At 48.5% G+C, this 16993-nt stretch carries 13 protein-coding genes; 11 read left to right on the forward strand and 2 right to left on the reverse strand.

Annotated elements, in window-relative coordinates; genetic code table 11:
• Nucleotides 1–289: 289 nt before the first annotated feature.
• The 4 genes from Pan54_RS15415 (at nucleotide 290) to Pan54_RS15430 (ending at nucleotide 3854) form a co-directional block, all read left to right on the forward strand.
• A complete protein-coding gene (locus Pan54_RS15415) occupies nucleotides 290–619 on the forward strand; it encodes a tetratricopeptide repeat protein (RefSeq protein ID WP_146504325.1) in 330 nt (109 codons plus the stop codon).
• Between the two features lie 72 nt (nucleotides 620–691).
• Nucleotides 692–1579: a UbiA family prenyltransferase gene (locus Pan54_RS15420; protein ID WP_165441798.1), complete on the forward strand. Its 888-nt coding sequence runs from the start codon at nucleotides 692–694 to the stop codon at nucleotides 1577–1579.
• A 265-nt stretch (nucleotides 1580–1844) separates the two neighbouring features.
• Entirely contained in the window at nucleotides 1845–2798 is a 954-nt protein-coding gene (locus Pan54_RS15425) for a DUF1559 domain-containing protein (RefSeq protein ID WP_146504327.1), read from the forward strand.
• Between the two features lie 612 nt (nucleotides 2799–3410).
• Nucleotides 3411–3854 (forward strand): hypothetical protein, encoded by a 444-nt coding sequence (locus tag Pan54_RS15430; protein ID WP_146504328.1) that lies wholly within the window; start codon nucleotides 3411–3413, stop codon nucleotides 3852–3854.
• Between the two features lie 30 nt (nucleotides 3855–3884).
• On the opposite strand, the gene epsC is transcribed toward Pan54_RS15430, so the two are convergent.
• Nucleotides 3885–4820 carry a serine O-acetyltransferase EpsC gene (epsC, locus tag Pan54_RS15435; protein WP_146504329.1) on the reverse strand — a complete coding sequence of 312 codons (936 nt, stop codon included), beginning with the start codon at nucleotides 4818–4820 and terminating at the stop codon, nucleotides 3885–3887.
• A 372-nt stretch (nucleotides 4821–5192) separates the two neighbouring features.
• Between epsC and Pan54_RS15440 the strand changes: the two genes are divergently transcribed.
• The 7 genes from Pan54_RS15440 to Pan54_RS15470 all read left to right on the forward strand — a co-directional run bounded on the left by Pan54_RS15440 (nucleotide 5193) and on the right by Pan54_RS15470 (nucleotide 15167).
• Nucleotides 5193–6446, forward strand: coding sequence for an HD domain-containing phosphohydrolase (locus tag Pan54_RS15440; RefSeq protein WP_146504330.1), 1254 nt, complete (start codon nucleotides 5193–5195; stop codon nucleotides 6444–6446).
• 335 nt (nucleotides 6447–6781) lie between these two features.
• Nucleotides 6782–7525, forward strand: coding sequence for a 2-C-methyl-D-erythritol 4-phosphate cytidylyltransferase (gene ispD / locus Pan54_RS15445; protein ID WP_146504331.1), 744 nt, complete (start codon nucleotides 6782–6784; stop codon nucleotides 7523–7525).
• Nucleotides 7526–7797: 272 nt separating this feature from the next.
• Complete coding sequence (locus tag Pan54_RS15450) at nucleotides 7798–8229, forward strand: 3-hydroxyacyl-ACP dehydratase FabZ family protein (protein ID WP_146504332.1); 432 nt, start codon at nucleotides 7798–7800, stop codon at nucleotides 8227–8229.
• A 481-nt stretch (nucleotides 8230–8710) separates the two neighbouring features.
• Complete coding sequence (locus Pan54_RS15455; RefSeq protein WP_146504333.1) at nucleotides 8711–9454, forward strand: hypothetical protein; 744 nt, start codon at nucleotides 8711–8713, stop codon at nucleotides 9452–9454.
• A 126-nt stretch (nucleotides 9455–9580) separates the two neighbouring features.
• Nucleotides 9581–11092 (forward strand): Asp-tRNA(Asn)/Glu-tRNA(Gln) amidotransferase subunit GatB, encoded by a 1512-nt coding sequence (gene gatB, locus Pan54_RS15460; protein ID WP_242631343.1) that lies wholly within the window; start codon nucleotides 9581–9583, stop codon nucleotides 11090–11092.
• A gap of 117 nt (nucleotides 11093–11209) precedes the next feature.
• The gene (glpK, locus tag Pan54_RS15465; RefSeq protein ID WP_146504334.1) at nucleotides 11210–12703 is read left to right on the forward strand and encodes a glycerol kinase GlpK; all 1494 of its coding nucleotides are present in this window, start codon (nucleotides 11210–11212) and stop codon (nucleotides 12701–12703) included.
• A gap of 184 nt (nucleotides 12704–12887) precedes the next feature.
• Complete coding sequence (locus tag Pan54_RS15470; protein WP_146504335.1) at nucleotides 12888–15167, forward strand: efflux RND transporter permease subunit; 2280 nt, start codon at nucleotides 12888–12890, stop codon at nucleotides 15165–15167.
• 327 nt (nucleotides 15168–15494) lie between these two features.
• Here Pan54_RS15470 and Pan54_RS15475 read toward each other — a convergent pair whose 3' ends face one another.
• The gene (locus Pan54_RS15475; RefSeq protein WP_242631344.1) at nucleotides 15495–16985 is read right to left on the reverse strand and encodes a pyridoxal phosphate-dependent decarboxylase family protein; all 1491 of its coding nucleotides are present in this window, start codon (nucleotides 16983–16985) and stop codon (nucleotides 15495–15497) included.
• Nucleotides 16986–16993: the final 8 nt, after the last annotated feature.

The raw sequence follows: 16993 nt of genomic DNA on the forward strand, positions 1-16993 counted from the left end.
GAGACAGCAGGAGAAGTCGCTCTTCAATTTCACGATCGATCGAATTCGTATCACAATGAATTCATCATTCTCATTATTTTGAGTGGGCGCACTCTGTTAGAGAAAAGTGACTTTCAATATTTCAGGAATGATCTGCAGCCTATGTGACCTGGAACAGCTGATCGGAATGACGGTTAAGAATTGGATTCCTCTTCGTAACCGGGTACAATATTTAGTGACAATCAAGTATTAATTCGCGATCCCTGAAATCCGCTGGGCTTATCGCCCGCTATCTGATAAGGAAAAATGAATGTCTGACTTAAATACTCTGTACGATGAAGCCACCAAATTGAAAGATGTGGGCGATCTCGAAGGAGCAGTCGCCAAACTTCGTGAAATTCTGGTTCAGGACGATAAATATGTTCTTGCTCACACGGCTCTAGCGGTCCATCTGCAGAAACTGGGACACAACGAGCAGGCATTAGCACATGCGAAAAAGGTTGTGGAAATCGAACCTGATGACCCATTCTCACACGCACAGCTTTCTGTCATTTCCCAGCGATGTGGCATGATTAACGAAGCGGAAGATGCGTTAGCACAATCAAATAACATGGGAGCTGGTGGCTGCGGATCTCACTAACACTGTGAAATTCCGGAAAGCCAGACTGAGACATCGACAAGAGTTTGAGGGCCAAATAAAATAATGTCTTTGATGCCGTTGTTGCGTTTATTGCGAATCCCGGCTGTCTTCACCACATTTCCGGATGTGTTGGCCGGGTATGCAATTGTGCGACAGGGGCAAATTGCATCTCTGGAATTAACGGGACTACTGGCGGCTTCGGGATGTCTGTACCTTTCCGGAATGGTCTGGAATGATTTGTTTGATGTCGAGCAGGACCTTGTCGAACGCCCCACTCGTCCACTGCCAGCTGGAGAAATCAAACCCAAAATGGCTCGCCTGCTGGCTTCGGTTTTGATGCTCGCGGGAATCTGTGCCGCAATGCTGGTTTCAATGCCCGCCTTCTTCGTGAGTCTGGCACTTGCGGGGACAATTCTTGCGTACGATGCTGGCGGAAAAAAAACACCTGCAGGCCCCTTACTAATGGGTTTTTGCCGTGGCTTCAACGTCCTGCTGGGAGCAGCTTGCGTGACCTCATTCAAAGAGTGGGGCGTTCATCCTGCACTGCTTGTCTCTGCAATCATGACACTCTACGTCTGCGGAATCACGCTATTCGCACGCAGCGAAGCAAGTAAAAGTGCAGCATGGCCTTTGACAGTCGGATTGATACTCTCTGTGCTGGCATTACTGGCATGGGGGGGAATAGCAGCGGTGCTTTCAACAGGATCTGCAGTCATGCTGGTGGTCGTGATGTTGATATTGATCGCATTTCAAGTACTCCGCAGAGCGCTACCGGCTATTCGATCTCGCGAGCCGGCACAGGTCCAGCAGACGGTTCGGGCAATGTTGCTCACGATTCCGATGCTTGAAGCAATCGTCATCATCGCCCACGGCGGCCCTCACGCAATGCCGATGGCCGTTGCAGCCGCGTTAATGATGATCCCTGGAATCATCCTGTCCCGCTACATCCCCATGACATGATCAATTTTCAGTTATGGATTCAAATGAAGCCATTGATTTGGCTGCCTGATCGTCAATGTGCCTTACCGAATTGCATCATTGCTAAGGCGTAGGGCATAAATGACCTTGAAATCAAAATGTTGACATATTCTTAAATGTCACGAAATATCACTTTGGCTGTTAAATGTAACACTTTAATAAAAATGCTCTGAATTTTACATTCTTGGCCCCAAATCTGCTCTTACGTCAATATCTTCTTAAATAAATCATTGATCAGGAGTGGAACATGAAACAGAGAAACAATTCACGAATGGCGTTCACCCTGATTGAGCTACTCGTTGTGATAGCCATCATTGCGATATTGGTAGCACTATTATTACCAGCAGTCCAGCAAGCCCGAGAAGCGGCCAGACGGAGTGCCTGTAAAAACAAGATGAAGCAGATTGGTTTAGCACTGCACAATTATCATGACACTCATTCTGTTTTTCCTCCGGGCCAGGTGGCTGGTGGGGATTGTGACGACACAAAAGGAACAGCTGGAGTAACTGCAATGAACATGAATGGGCTGGTCATGTTATTGCCAAGTCTGGAGCAGGGCGCATTATATGATCAATTGGATTTCAATAAGGCCTTTAATGTGAAAGTCCAAAGTTCGATTCCACTGGCAGGTGGAGACGCAACATTTAATGGAACGTTGATCGACCGTGACCTGGATATCTTTTTGTGTCCTTCTGATCCTGGTCCAGTATCACAATCTCTCAGCCCCACTTATTACGACCCTCCGGGACAAACTGCAGTCCATCGAACGAACTACGATTTCACGGCTCTTCGAGATCATGATGTTTGCAACTATTGGACGAAACGAACTTCTCGTCCGATGTTTGAAGACGGTAGTAAATGCAAAATTCGTGATATTTCAGATGGAACGACCAACACCGCAATGGTTCTCGAAACCAGACAGGCCTGCTGTGGAAATGGACAGAATGCTCACTGGGCCGCTCGTGGCTGGGTACAGGTTGGCTTGAGTCTTTCTTCACAAGCTCCCAATACGACAGTACGCTCCGGGGTTGACCATAAGCCAAGATTAGGCGATTGGGGTTGGACCGGAAGTTATCATCAGGGAGGAATTCAAATGGTACTCGCTGACGGAGGTGTTCGCTTTTTGAGTGAAAATACGGATTACAGTATTCGCTTAAATCTCGAAATAATCAACGACGGTCAGGTATTGAATGAATTCTAGTGCCCTTGCAGGGCTTAGAATTCGGCCTCAAATAATTGTAACGCACTCCGTTGTTGTGCTTGATAGCACTATCCACCCGAATTATCAGTGTCGATGACGCACTAGTGCTGTGTAACAGCTTTAAATTAGGGCATCGTTCGGCGTAACCCGCTCCGTTGTCGCTCCTTGCGACTTGACCAACCCTAAAATTGAATTGGAACGCTGCACTAGTATTCTGTTCCAACTAAGAATTAGGGTGGCACTGGCTTTTCCAGTGTATCAAAAATTTAGTTTCAGTCTCGACTTTCACTGGTGAAGCCAGTGGCACACAACACGAAGTTTTAAGCCGAAAAATCTAGCAGACAAAATTCAATAATGACCTGCAGAGTTCAGCAGGAGCAAACAGAGCGTTTTCAGTTCATTTGATGTCCAAGCGACTGCAGAAACTATTTGAATATGGTCTAGATTTTTAGGTCAGGCAATATTGCATAACTTTTCTGCAATGTCGCTTGTCGACAATTTCTCCCAAATAACGATCGACTTCTGCCAGACGAACTGTGAGAATTACTAATGCTTGAGGTGCCGATGTTCATAAGGAAAAACTTAGTATTCGTATTAATGACTCTATGTGGATTGTCGATTGGCTGTTCCCAAAGCGATACGGAACCAGCTTTTTTTGCAGATCTGGTGATCGTAAACGGGAAAGTAACGATAGATGGCAATCCCGTTTCCGGTGCTACTGTCAACTTTATTCCAGCAGATTTGAGTCAATCTGGTGGAATCGGGACTGGGGTCACGGTGATTACCGGTGATTACGATTTGATCACGCCCCAGCCGGGAAGCCTGGAAAGCCAGCCAAAAGGGATCGTTCCAGGATCTTATAAAGTCACCATCACAAAATTACAGATGCCCGACGGAAGTCCTGTTCCCGAAGGGACCGACGATGCGATGGCAATGGCGATGAACGCTCGGGAAGCAATTCCAGAGAAATACAGCGATCCAGAGAAGACCGAACTTCTCGTTGAAGTCGATCATACTTCACCCTTCGTGCAGAACTTCGAACTGAAGAGGGAATAATATTGACCCGCTATAATTCAGAATGCTTCACTACGATGCTTCACGGAATTTCAGAGATGGTTTCTCGATAGTCACAATTGTATTCGGTGGTACGCTTTTCATCAGAGAAACGCTCGCACCAATCACTGAGTTTGCTCCGACGACCGTATCGCCCCCCAGTACAGTTGCGTTGGCATAAATCACGACCCCTTCGCCAATGGTCGGATGTCGCTTGGTGCCGCGAATGATTTTCCCTTCACCATCTTTCGGAAAGCTGAGGGCTCCCAAAGTCACTCCTTGATAGATTTTCACGTGCGGATGAATCTCGCAGGTTTCTCCGATAACCACACCGGTTCCGTGATCGATAAAGAACGAATGGCCGATGTTGGCTCCGGGGTGTAAATCGATCCCCGTTTTCGAGTGAGACCACTCCGACATCATGCGTGGAATGAAGGGGACATTGCGACGATACAGTTCGTGAGCCAGTCGATGTGTTGTAATCGCTTCTAATCCTGGATAGGAAAAGATGATTTCATCCAGGCTCTTTGCAGCCGGGTCGCCATCGTAAGCGGCTTGAACATCTTTGGAGAGAATCGAACGGAGTTCAGGAATCGTCTTCAAAAAGTTGATCGTAATCTCCTGAGCTTCCGCTTCAAAATCTTTTTCGATAATCGCTTCGCAATCGGCATCGTTACGAGTGGTGAAATCGTGACGCAAGGCTCGGCAGATTTGCTGGGTCAGTGTATCGTGCAGGGTGTCAATCAAATCACCCACGTGATATGGCACATTCCCAAAATGGAGATTCTGTCGCCGACGATATCCGGGATACAGGATCTCGGATAGATCCGCCAATAACGAAGTGATTTCGTTATAACTCGGGAGTGGACAATGTCCGAGATGGTTGATCGAACCGATCTCGTGATAGCTGGCCACAATCTGCTCGGTGATTTCGGGCAGGATTTCTTTTCGACGAAAATCGCTCGCCATGATGAGCCTCTTTTTATCATTTGAACTTAGTGCGAAAAGTTGCACAGACTGACACAAGTTATCGGCATCCTATAATTTCTGCTGAACTGTCAGATTCATTCTTGCCGGTCGTCGCCACGGGAAAAACTCTGCAGTCGCTAAAGTTTATCTGACTTAACCGACCGGAGTTATCCCTGCAAACCATACCTATTGTAGTCATGCAGGAATCGGCTGTTCAGTAAAATTCCGGGGAAGGTCTTAAAGATTCTGCAGGATCGTTCGAACTTGCAGAGTTTATTGCGATACCAATCGTTTTATTCGCCGATAATATTAATGCGTGAATCCATGCATTACGGTGACACCTCTTTTCATGACACGGGCATTTATTGAACAATGCGAGATGAATTCACAAAATTCGCAAGAAGTGGATCTCTGCCCGAACCACTGGCTGGAATTCCAATCTGGGAAAAATTCCTGGAGAATTCCCTTCAGGCGAAATCGGGTTGCCGGGTGCGAGAAACAAAACTGGGGCAGTCTCCGCAAGCTCGGGAGCAGGCCTTTCTCAAGCGACTTTCTGGGACTGCTCGAATTACTCTTCAGAAATCTGCGATTTCCACACAAGCCCATCGACTGCAAAGACAGACACTCGATCTGATTCAACTTCGCCGTCGGCTCATTCCCGATACTTCCCCAGCTTGGCAATCGATCGAAGTGTTTCTGGCAGCCGCCCAACTTCATCAGGCTCTTGACATTTTGCTGAGTGATGTCGAGACGTTACTGGAATTACATAACCGTGTGGACAATTTGTTTAACGCGACCGATGAACTTCTCTCTGCTCTCTCATCCGGGAAAAGTGTCGGATTTGTGCGGGTTCAGACTCTCGTGCAATCGGTCATCAATGCAGCCGCAGATTCAACAATTGATCAGAAACTCTGGTTAACGCTCTGCAGTTCCATCGCTGATTATGAATTGAATACGACTCCATCAGTGCGTCGATTGCCGCTCGCGAATGCTCTGCAAGCATCGTATCTCTGTGCGAAGTTAGTTCGCACAGAAACGTTAAAAGTCAAAACAGAGCCTTTAATTGCGGCTGCCCTCTTGAAAGATACCGCATTCTGGCATCCTCAACTCTCAGATCACATTATACGGAAAGGTCATCATTCCGAATGGTCAGCTGCCCTCACGGGGAATATCAAACGCTATGGTCCTGGTCTGTCTCGAATGATACGACAACACCACGAATGTCTTGATGGAACCGGAATCCCGTTTGGAGTTCGTGCATCGGATTTGCATGCTGAAGATCGTATTCTCGGGTTGATCACTCGCTGGACGGAACTGTTTCAGCACCAACTCAAAACCCGCACTTCCATGATGAACACCGATCAGTGGACAGAAGACTTACAGGTTTGTGATGATGCTTTAAAACAGGAAGCAAAACAAAATCGCTGGGATATTGAGTGGTTGAAATGTCTCCAGATAGTTTTAGAAATCCAACCTAAACCGACCGAAGAGATTGCAGATCCGCTCGTTTCTGGTCGAAATTTGAATGGCTGGAAAGTTCCTCAGCCAAAATTCATGAAACATCGATTCCCGATCCTGGGAAACAAATCGACTTCAAATGTAAATGCAAAACTGTCTTCGGACTAACGGTCTGCCCACCGTTTATCAGTCTGAGAAAATGGATGTATTTGCTGTCGTTCAGTGACTGCCTTTGTCTGGATAGCCCCAAAAGATTCTTTCGGGGCGGCGCAGTCGTAAGATGTTCTCTAAAAAATTCTCCCTCAAACTGTAGACCTCTTGCGGACTTCGTCCACCCAGAGAGCAAAGCGACCTGACTTCTGACCTAATTGAGGCTCCATATTTCCCGAGGGATCGCTGAAAAACAGCCACGCAACATGTACAAGAGTCACTGCATTGTGTGATTTCGGCTGGCTTGAAATAATCAGGCCAACTTGAGGTCTCAGACAACAGGAGTGAGCAACATGTCCAGCAAATTTGGAGTCATTCTTCCCGCAGCCGGGAAAAGCAGCCGATTTTCAAAAAACCAGCGAAAGAAGCCCTTCGTCGATCTGAAAGGTCGCGCGATCTGGCTGAGAGCGGTTGAGCATTTTGTAAATCGCAATGATGTTGCCAAAACGGTTGTGGTGATCTCTCCGGAAGATCGGGAATACTTCACAACCAAATTTCAGCCAAACCTGGCCTTCATGGATATCGAAGTTGTCGATGGGGGCGCCGAGCGTGCCGATTCTGTTTTGAATGGCCTGGCTCATATGGGAGATGACATCGATTTTGTCGCCGTGCACGATGCGGCTCGTCCCCTGCTGACGAAGAAATGGGTCGATCGAGTTTTCGCAGCCGCAGCTGAAAATGACGCGGCTATTCTCGGAATTCCCGTCACCAGCACCATGAAACGGGTGAATAACGGTAGGATTGAAGAAACGGTCCCCCGAGATCAAATGTGGCTGGCTCAAACGCCGCAGGTCTTTCGCAAGGATCTTTTGCAGAAAGCCTACGATCAACGAGGCGATTTCCAGCCGACTGATGAAGCTCAACTCGTCGAACGTCTGGGAGTTCCCGTCCATATTGTCGAAGGCTCGGCAATGAACCTCAAGGTCACGACCGCCGATGATTTTAGCATGGCTGAAGCACTCGTCGACCACTTGCCGAAGGAATCCCTCCCAAAAACGTTGCATCCCTTCAGCGATGAACCATCGGGATTGTTTTGATTTTTGGAGATATCATATACAAGCACGAAGCGCAAGCGAGTGAGTCCTTTATTGCAAGTAAACACACTCGCTTGCGCTTCGTGCTTGTAAAAATACTTCAGTTCAATTTCAATGATCAGAACATGAACTTTTGACAATCAGAATTTGTGCAATCTTGCAACCTGAGTCTGAAGTCTCATAATACCAGTAGAAGCGAATTTCCAAGCATCGTAATATCAGTTAAGCATTGACGTTCGATATTGACAGCGCCGGTATCAGCAAAGGCCTTCGGGATGGATCAAGAACAGATTAAAGAATGTATTCCTCATCGTGACCCGTTTTTGTGGATCGATGAAGTGCTCGAACTGAGCGAAAACAACATTCACGCAACGACTTACATCAATCCTGACCTGCCTGTTTTCCAGGGTCATTACCCCGATTTCCCGATCATGCCAGGGGTTCTTCAAATTGAAATGGCTCTGCAGGCTGGTGCGATCCTGATTTCTCGTAAGCATGCTCTCGAAGCCGATAAGGTTCCTGTCGCGACTCGCATCAACAACGTGAAGTTCAAGCACATGGTTCGCCCCGGAGACACAGCCAATGTCTATGTCGAAGTGACCGAACGACTCAAAGATACCTTTTATATGACCGGGAAAATTGTCGTCGACGGGCAAACCTGCACCCGGCTCGATTTCGCGGCCACTGCGACCGATTCACCTGGGTAATCGCTTGAGAAAACGCTTCCTGAAAAAATGATGAAGCGTTGCGACTTTGGCGCCCCCATGTTGCAAAATTGCATCAGGAGATTCCTGCCGAGATCTCTGAAATTCATTCAGTGGGGAAATGATTCTGTCTCCAATAATTATCCAAATCATGATTCAGTGCGTTTAGGGCACCTGATTCTAGTATTTCCCTAACACCATTAAGGGTAAGCTGTTACTTCAATTACCCTAACCCAAAGCGTCAGCGAGGGGCAGGCATGGATTGTTGGGGACGCCGTCTCCTCGCTGACGCTTCGGGTTGAGATTGAACAAAAAATATTGCCCAACCCGATTAATTGTGATCCAGGGATTCTCTGGCATTGAATCTGCTCTATTCATCTCCAGTCAGCAAGATTCTGCTGCTTAATGCTCACAACAAATCGATCTGAAGTAGCCTGATTGCTATTTATCAGATCGATTTTGAAACTGCGATTGGAATAGTCCTTTGAATTTATCTCAAACTGTCGATGCGGCTGCTCAATTGATGGCACATGCTGACCATATTATTAAGCAACCTCAACTACTCGAAGATAGTCCCCTGCACAGCTACTGGGCTTATTCTCGTGATATGACAAATGATTGGATGCAAAACCTGGCGGTTTGTCAGAAGGTTCTGCAGACGGGCACCCAGGTTCGACAGCGTCAATGTTGGCTGGAATATGAACCGGATGTGCGGGATGTTTTTCGTGCCGATATTCTGCATCGGGTCTGGTTCACGATCCTTAAGGCAGCTGATGTCGAGCAAAACGCACGGCATGCCGAACCGATTGCCCGCAGTGTGCTGGCCGCTCAAATGCAGGTGCGGATTCGTTGCCTGAAATTAATACTGGCGGGCCATCAAATTGATGCCGCACGAATGCGGACACTCAATGAAATGCGAAAAAACGCGGAAATGTGGTCCGATTTTCTCTGCGGTCATCTAGCCAGCAAATATCAGATCGACGATGTCCTCTTTGAATCCAAACGGGCACACACCTGGGGCGAACAGCCGTTGGCGGTGGTGTTTCCGGAACTGAAATTGCACGATCAATCCCCTGCCAGTGCTGATTTGAACTGGAATCTGATTGCCGAAATTCGCAAAGGTGAATCGCTCAATCCATTGCAGGTTCTTGTCCGTAAAATGCTGAACTGCTTCCCGGAATCGGCTTTTGATCAGCAGGGCCTGCTGCGAAATTTCAAGCAGAATTGAACCGAGTGAGGCTTACTTCCGCTCTTGGTTGCTACACACTGATAGAGGCCGATAAACTATTCATTCTCGATGTAATCTTTGAAACATGCTGATTCCGTTACTGGATTCAAGCAAGTTGATTTCTCAATGAATGATAGACGTATGACGGCTTACAAACTCGTAATCGGACTTGAAGTCCACTCGCAATTGCTCACGCAAACCAAACTTTTCAGTGGATGCATCAATCGGTTCAATCCCGATGCCCCAAATACTCAGACCGATCCCGTGACAATCGGCCTGCCGGGTACGCTGCCTGTGATGAATCGCAAGGCGTTTCATCTGGCTGTTCGCACCGCGATGGCCCTCAATTGCGAAATCGCCCGGCACACCAAGTGGGATCGTAAACAATATTTCTATCCCGATCTTCCTAAGGGATATCAGATCAGTCAGTACGATTTGCCCTTCAGTAATAATGGGTATTTGGAAGTGGAATCGGATTTGACGGACGACTTGAAACGGGTTCGGATTAACCGGGTGCATCTTGAAGAAGATGCCGGGAAGAACATGCACGATGAATCGGGCCGCGGTGGTGACAGTCTGGTCGATTTGAATCGAGCAGGAACACCACTACTCGAAATTGTCTCCGAGCCAGATATGAATTCGGCTTTTGAGGCCCGTCGCTATCTGGAAGATTTGCGATTGTTGCTGACTTATCTCGGCGTTTCCGACTGCAACATGCAGGAGGGGAGTTTGCGGTGCGACGCGAACGTCAACCTGCATATCCCGCAGGAAGATGGTTCGGTGATTGCAACTCCGATTGTGGAAGTCAAAAATATGAACAGCATTCGTGGAGTCGAAGCGGCGATTCAGTATGAGTCGACACGACAGTATAAGCATTGGCAGAAAACAGGTGAGACATTTGGCGATGTTGCCAAGCAGACTCGGGGCTGGGATGCAGATAAATCGGTGACGTTTGCTCAACGTGGAAAAGAAGAAGCCTCCGATTATCGTTACTTTCCCGATCCCGATCTTGTACCCGTCACCGTCAGTGAAGAATTCCTGGCGAAAATCCGAGCCGATCTGCTCGAATTCCCGCAGGCTCGCAAGAAACGATTTCAATCCGAATTCGGACTTTCGGAATACGATGCCGGCGTGATTGTCGATCAGGGTGTCGAATTCGCCGAGTACTTTGAGCAGGTTGCCAAAACCAGTGGTGATGGCAAGCAAGCCGCCAACTGGGTGACGCAGGATGTTCAACGCGAGTTGAACGACCGCGGCTGCACCCTCAGTGAATTCCCAATCGATGCGGAAACTTTGGGAACACTGCTGCAACGAATTGTGGCGGGGGATCTGGCAAACAAAGGCGCACGGGATGTCTTTGCGGCTTTACTTGAAAATGAAGGCCAGCAATCCAAACCGGCTGATGTCGATCGACTTATTGACGAAAAGGGCCTGAAACTCGTTACCGATACAGGAGCACTCGAAGGGATTATCGATGCCATTATCGACAAAAATGAAAAGGTCGTGGCCGATGTGCAGGGCGGTAAACAGCAGGCCGTCGGGCCATTGATTGGTCAGGTGATGAAAGAACTCAAGGGAGCAGATCCGAAAACTGTTCGGCAGATGCTGATCGACCGGATTCTGGCACGTGGGAATTGAAAATCAATCAGCGAGCTGTTGCAGGTCAGTTATTGTCTGACAATTAATAAATTGGCTCACACATTTCGTCAGGCAGTGCCTGACCTACATTACTGTATGCCTTGAAAAGGTGACTCAATGTCCCAATATATTCTTGCACTCGATCAGGGGACGACTTCGAGTCGGGCGATTTTGTTCGATCATGATGGGCGAGCCGTCGGGACTGAACAGCAGGAGTATCGGCAGATTTACCCGGCTCCCGGTCAGGTCGAACACAATCCGGCTGACATCTGGGAGTCTCAGTTGACGGTCGCGAAAAGAGTGCTCCGTCGTTCAAGGATTTCAGCCGAGCAAGTTGCAGCGATCGGAATTACCAATCAACGTGAAACCACGTTGTTGTGGGAGAAAGAAACAGGCAAACCAGTCGGCAACGCGATTGTCTGGCAAAGTCGAGTTTCCTCGGGAATCTGCCAGCGACTGAAAGAAGCTGGCGTTGGAGATCGACTGCGTGAAATTACAGGGCTGTTAATTGACCCCTATTTTTCCGGCACAAAACTGACCTGGCTGTTCGAGAATGTTGAAGGATTGCGTTCTCGAGCAGAACGCGGAGAAATTCTGTTCGGAACTGTCGATTCCTATCTCATCTGGAAACTAACCGGCGGTCGGAAACATGTGACTGACATCTCCAATGCTTCGCGTACTTTGCTGTTTGATATTCATCAACAGGAATGGAGTCCCGAAATGCTGGAGATGCTCAACATCCCGGCTGCCATCTTGCCTGAGGTTGTCGATTCGAGTGGCCTGATTGCCGAGACAGATCCTGAGATTTTTGGAAAGTCGATTCCGATCGCCGGAGCGGCAGGAGATCAGCAGGCGGCTACGTTTGGCCAGATCTGTTATGAGCCGGGCATGGCAAAGAACACTTACGGCACCGGCTGTTTTATGCTGATGAACATCGGATCGAAGCCGCGACTCTCTGAAAATGGTTTGCTTACGACAATCGGCTGGCGAATCAATGGACAGACAACCTATTGTCTGGAAGGAGCGATTTTCATAGCCGGAGCCGCGATTCAATGGTTGCGGGATGGCTTGGAAATCATCGCTCACGCGAGCGAGTCGGAAGCGATGGCAACCTCTGTTGAAGATACGCATGGAGTTTACTTTGTGCCGGCGTTTGTTGGGCTGGGCGCTCCTTACTGGGATGCCGAGGCACGTGGATTAGCAATTGGATTAACCCGAGGGACGACAAAAGCTCATCTGGTTCGGGCGGCTTTGGAGTCGATTGCCTATCAGACGCGGGATGTCCTCGATGCGATGAATCGGGATTCGGGAATTCGACTGGCCGAGCTTCGCGTCGATGGAGGAGCGACCAGTAACAACTTTTTGATGCAGTTTCAGGCTGACCTTCTGCAAACGTCGGTTCATCGACCTGTCATTCTGGAAACAACGGCTATGGGAGCCGCTTATCTGGCAGGACTGGGAATTGGTTTCTGGGAAAGCCAGGCGGAATTAACTAAAAAATGGGTCATCGATCAGGCTTTTGAACCAGCGATGACATCAGATGAAGTCGATAAACTCTATCGAGGTTGGACCCGAGCGGTGGAACGTTCACGGGGTTGGGAAAGTTCCTGAAAGTTTTAATGACAAGCACGAATCGCATGCGAGTGAGCTGCAGTTGGATTCACTTGCTTGCGATTCGTGCTTGCATTTGCATGGATTGAGGCTCTTATTCTGCTGTGGGAATGCTATCATTCCGTAAAGTATCGCTCCGATGTGATCAGCTGAACTTAATTATATAGTCTCAGAGCCAATTCTTATGACAACGCAGCCGGATTCTTCAACAACTGATCTCCCGGCTGAAAGTCCGTCGGTTACGATTGTTGATACCGGATTCTGGAAACGGACCGCTTCTTTTCTGATTCAGTGGCGGATCAGCCTGCTGGTCTTTGCATTTGTGCTCACGGCTCTCGCCTATCCATATTCGCAACGATTGCAATTGGATCGTTCCATTGAATCGTTATTTGCACTCGATCATCCATTGCTGCTCAGTTATCAGGAAAGTAAGTCCCTGTTTGGTGGTGATGAATTTGTGATGCTCGCCTGGAAGCAGGACGATCTGCTCACTTCGGAATCTTTGATCGAGATTGAAGCCTTTGGAAAAACTCTTGGGAAGTTGGACGGGGTGAATCCAGAAAGTACGCAAACGCTTTCTGCCGTGCTGCAGCCGAAGAACATTGGCTTCATCGGCAATCTGTTCATGAGAATTCCGACGGTTCGAGAGTCTGCTCTCAATTTTGCAGAGGGGGCATTGGTTGGTCAAGATCGAGTCACAACAGCGGTCGTTATTCGCTTGAAGCCTGAAGAATTAAGCTCCGTTTCGCGGGCCGAAACACTAGCTAACATTCGCGAACTGGCTGCCAGCCATAATCCGCCTGCCTATGTGGTTGGCGAGCCAGTCCAGGTTCACGATATGTTTGAAGTGGTCGAGAAGGATGGAGCCATACTGGGCCTCGTCTCCTCATTAATTTTACTGGCCGTGATTTTCTTTTTCTTTCGCAGTCTGCGCTGGATGATTTTGCCCCTCGTGATGGTGCAGGCCGCTCTCATTTGGACGAAAGCCTTTCTGGTCATTTCCGGTATGCGACTGAGTATGGTCAGTTCAATGCTCAATTCACTGGTCACGATTATCGGCATCGCGACCGTGATGCACATCACGATTTATTTCCGAGAATTGAGGCGGGAACAGGAACGGATTCTCGCTTTGCGAATGACTCTTTCCACACTACTCCCGGCTATCTGCTGGGCTTGTGCGACAACCGCCATTGGATTTGGAGCGTTGTTGTCCAGCGATATTGTGCCAATTCGCAGCTTCGGCATCATGATGGTGCTAGGTGTGCTGTTCACATTACTGGCAGCTTTTACAATTATTCCCGGTGGAGTCCTGCTGGGAAATTTCAGTATCGACCCCCTCAAATATGGCTGGGAAAAATGGGTCACAGGCGGTTTGCTGAAATTGCTCAGGCTGGTGTTTCGCATTCCCAAAACCATTGCCAGTCTGGCATTGTTGCTGATGATATTTGGATTGATCGGCTTGAGTTTTCTGAGGATTGAAACTGACTTCAGCAAAAACTTTCGAGAGAACAGCCCGATTGTGCAGGCACTCAATTTTGTCGAAGCCAATCTCGGAGGAGCAGGAAATTACGAAGTCAATTTCCCATTTGCCGATGTGACCGATCCAGCAGCGATTGACAAATTACGCGAACTCTCTGAGGAACTCAAAGCGATTGAAATTGAGGGGCATTCCGCTTTGACAAAAGTAATCGCCTATACGGATGGCATCGATTTCATTCCTTCGGTAGCGGGTCGAACGCTGGATGCAAAGCGCGAAACACTCCAGAAAATGCAGCCAGAGTTCGAACCGAGTCTGTTCAATCCAGAAGAAAAGCGGATGCGGATTCTATTAAGAGCTCTCGAACGTCTGCCAGCCGAACTCAAATTACAGATGATTGAGGAAGTGACCCAAACCGCACAAAAATATTTTCCAGATGCAAAATGCACAGGACTGTATGTGCTGCTGGCGAATATCATATTGAGTTTGCTGAGTGATCAGGTCGTCAGTTTTACGCTGGCCGCCTGCGGCATCTTTATAGGTATGACGATCGCTTTTCGCAGCTGGAAAGTCGGTTTGATTTCACTAGTGCCGAATCTGTTTCCCATTGTCATTCTCGTCGGCACACTCGGCTGGATTGGCTCCCTGGTCAACATTGGCACGGCTATGATCGCCAGTGTTTCGATTGGATTGACCGTCGATTCGAGTATCCATTATCTCTCGTCCTATTTTCGCGAAAAAAAATCGGGACGAACACATGCAGAGGCACTGAAGTTGACTCAATCACAAGTCGGATTGTCACTCGTGTTCTCAAATGTCGCACTGATCTGTGGGTTTTCGGTACTGACGCTCTCAGAATTTGTACCGCTGATTTACTTTGGTGTGCTCGTCAGTATCGCCATGCTGGGAGGCTTGATCGGCAATCTGATTCTGTTGCCGTTGTTATTGACGGGGCTTTATGGGCAGAAAGAAGTGCTCACGGACTGAGCTATTAAAGAATTAAAGCTTAAGCCACAGAGTTCTCAGAGGAAAATATTTGGAGCTCAATTAAAGAACTCTATTGCCACTGTCCTCTCAATGGCATGCATAAAACGGTGCCCATCCATCAGAGCCTTGCTATTATATTCAGGCCGTATTTGACAAATATTTCTGGTGGGGGCGCTTCACCACGCCCCCATCCACACGTCACCATTTTGGATTTCATACCGATCATGACAGTTATTTTGATTCTACATGCACGAAGCGCAAGCGAGTGTGTTTAAAAGACGTGAGAACACACTTGCTTGCGCTTCGTGCTTGAAAAAATCTGCAGCCTCAATCTCCTTCGAATTGATCGATGTACTCGAAGATTTCCTGCAGATCATTCACTGTCGTGAAGGGATTAAGCAGGACCGCTTTGAGCCAGCGGGAATTTCGGAAACGGGGGAGTGAGACGAAGGTCTGGCAGTCTTTCATCAAGCCGCGTTGTAGACGCTGATTTCTTTCGCCCAGAGCCGCTTCGTTCTGACTGCCGCGTGTATCCCGAAAACAGACAATATTCATTTCGGAAATCGAGGCTCGTTCGATGTAATCGCGTTCATCGATCAGCCGATTGAAACGATTGACCATGTCGTAGCTGTGATCGATTAGTTTTTCGAGACCGCTTTTCCCGAACTGCAGGAGTGTCAGCCACCACTTGGCAATTTCGGGGGCGCGGGTTCCCTGGATGCCCCATTCGCCAAGATTAATTTTGTGATCTTCTTCGTTCAGGCTCATATAGGGATGGGCGACGCGGAAGTAGCGATCGAGTATTTTTTCTTCTCGGAACAAAACCAACGCACAGGCTTTAGTGACATAGCACCATTTCTGTGGATTGAACGTGATCGAGTCGGCTCGCTCAATTCCTTGCAGGCACGACTTGTGTGCCTCGCTAAAAATAGCCGCTCCACCATAACTGGCATCGACGTGAAACCAGAGGTTTTCGTTTTGACAGATTTTTGCAATCGCTGGGAGAGGATCGATATTTCCTGTGACAGTTGTGCCAGCCGTGGCAACCACGGCGAAGGGGAGTTGTCCTGATTTACGGGATAGGGTGATTGCGTTCATCAAGGCTTCGGGACACATGCGGCATTGATCATCGACTTTAACCGGGATGACGGCTGCAGTCCCCAAGCCGAGAATCATGGCAGATTTTTGAACCGAGCTGTGACACAGTTCAGAAGCAAAAATAACGGGCTGACTTGTCAGTTGGATCAATCCATTCCTGTGGACGTCGTTCAACCCGAGTTGACTGTTGCGGGCAACGGTCAAGGCTTGGAGATTGCAGAGTGTTCCTCCACTTTGAAGCATGCCGCCTGCGGTTTCGGGGAGTCCGAAGCGTAACGCGAGTTCCCGCATCAGGCGTTGTTCGAGTTCGGAAAAAATCGGCGACATTTCCCGACTGAGGACATTGTTATTCACCGCAGCAGTCACCAGAGAGCCCATCACGGAACTGATTGAGGGCAGGGGATCCATGTGCCCCATGTAACGTGGGTGAGCAGGATTCATCGAACCACGAACCAACTGTCTGCAGGTTTCCAGGAGTTCTGTATCGGAAACCGGTTGATCGGGAATGAGTTGCGATTGGGGAATGCTCATCCACTCTGTTGGTACGGGAGCTAACTCGACTGCTGCTGAGAGTTCTTCGGTCAGACCATCGACCAATTGATGGAGGAGATTCTGAACGGATAGCAGGTTCTTGCCGCGGGGATCAAGAAATTTGTTTCCCGACGTCAGACCAGTCTTGTGATTGGTGGATGGAGTAATAATGGTCGAAAATTCTGTCACGCGTTTTG

The organism is Rubinisphaera italica (assembly GCF_007859715.1).
In the GTDB taxonomy this organism is placed as follows: Bacteria; Planctomycetota; Planctomycetia; order Planctomycetales; family Planctomycetaceae; genus Rubinisphaera; species Rubinisphaera italica.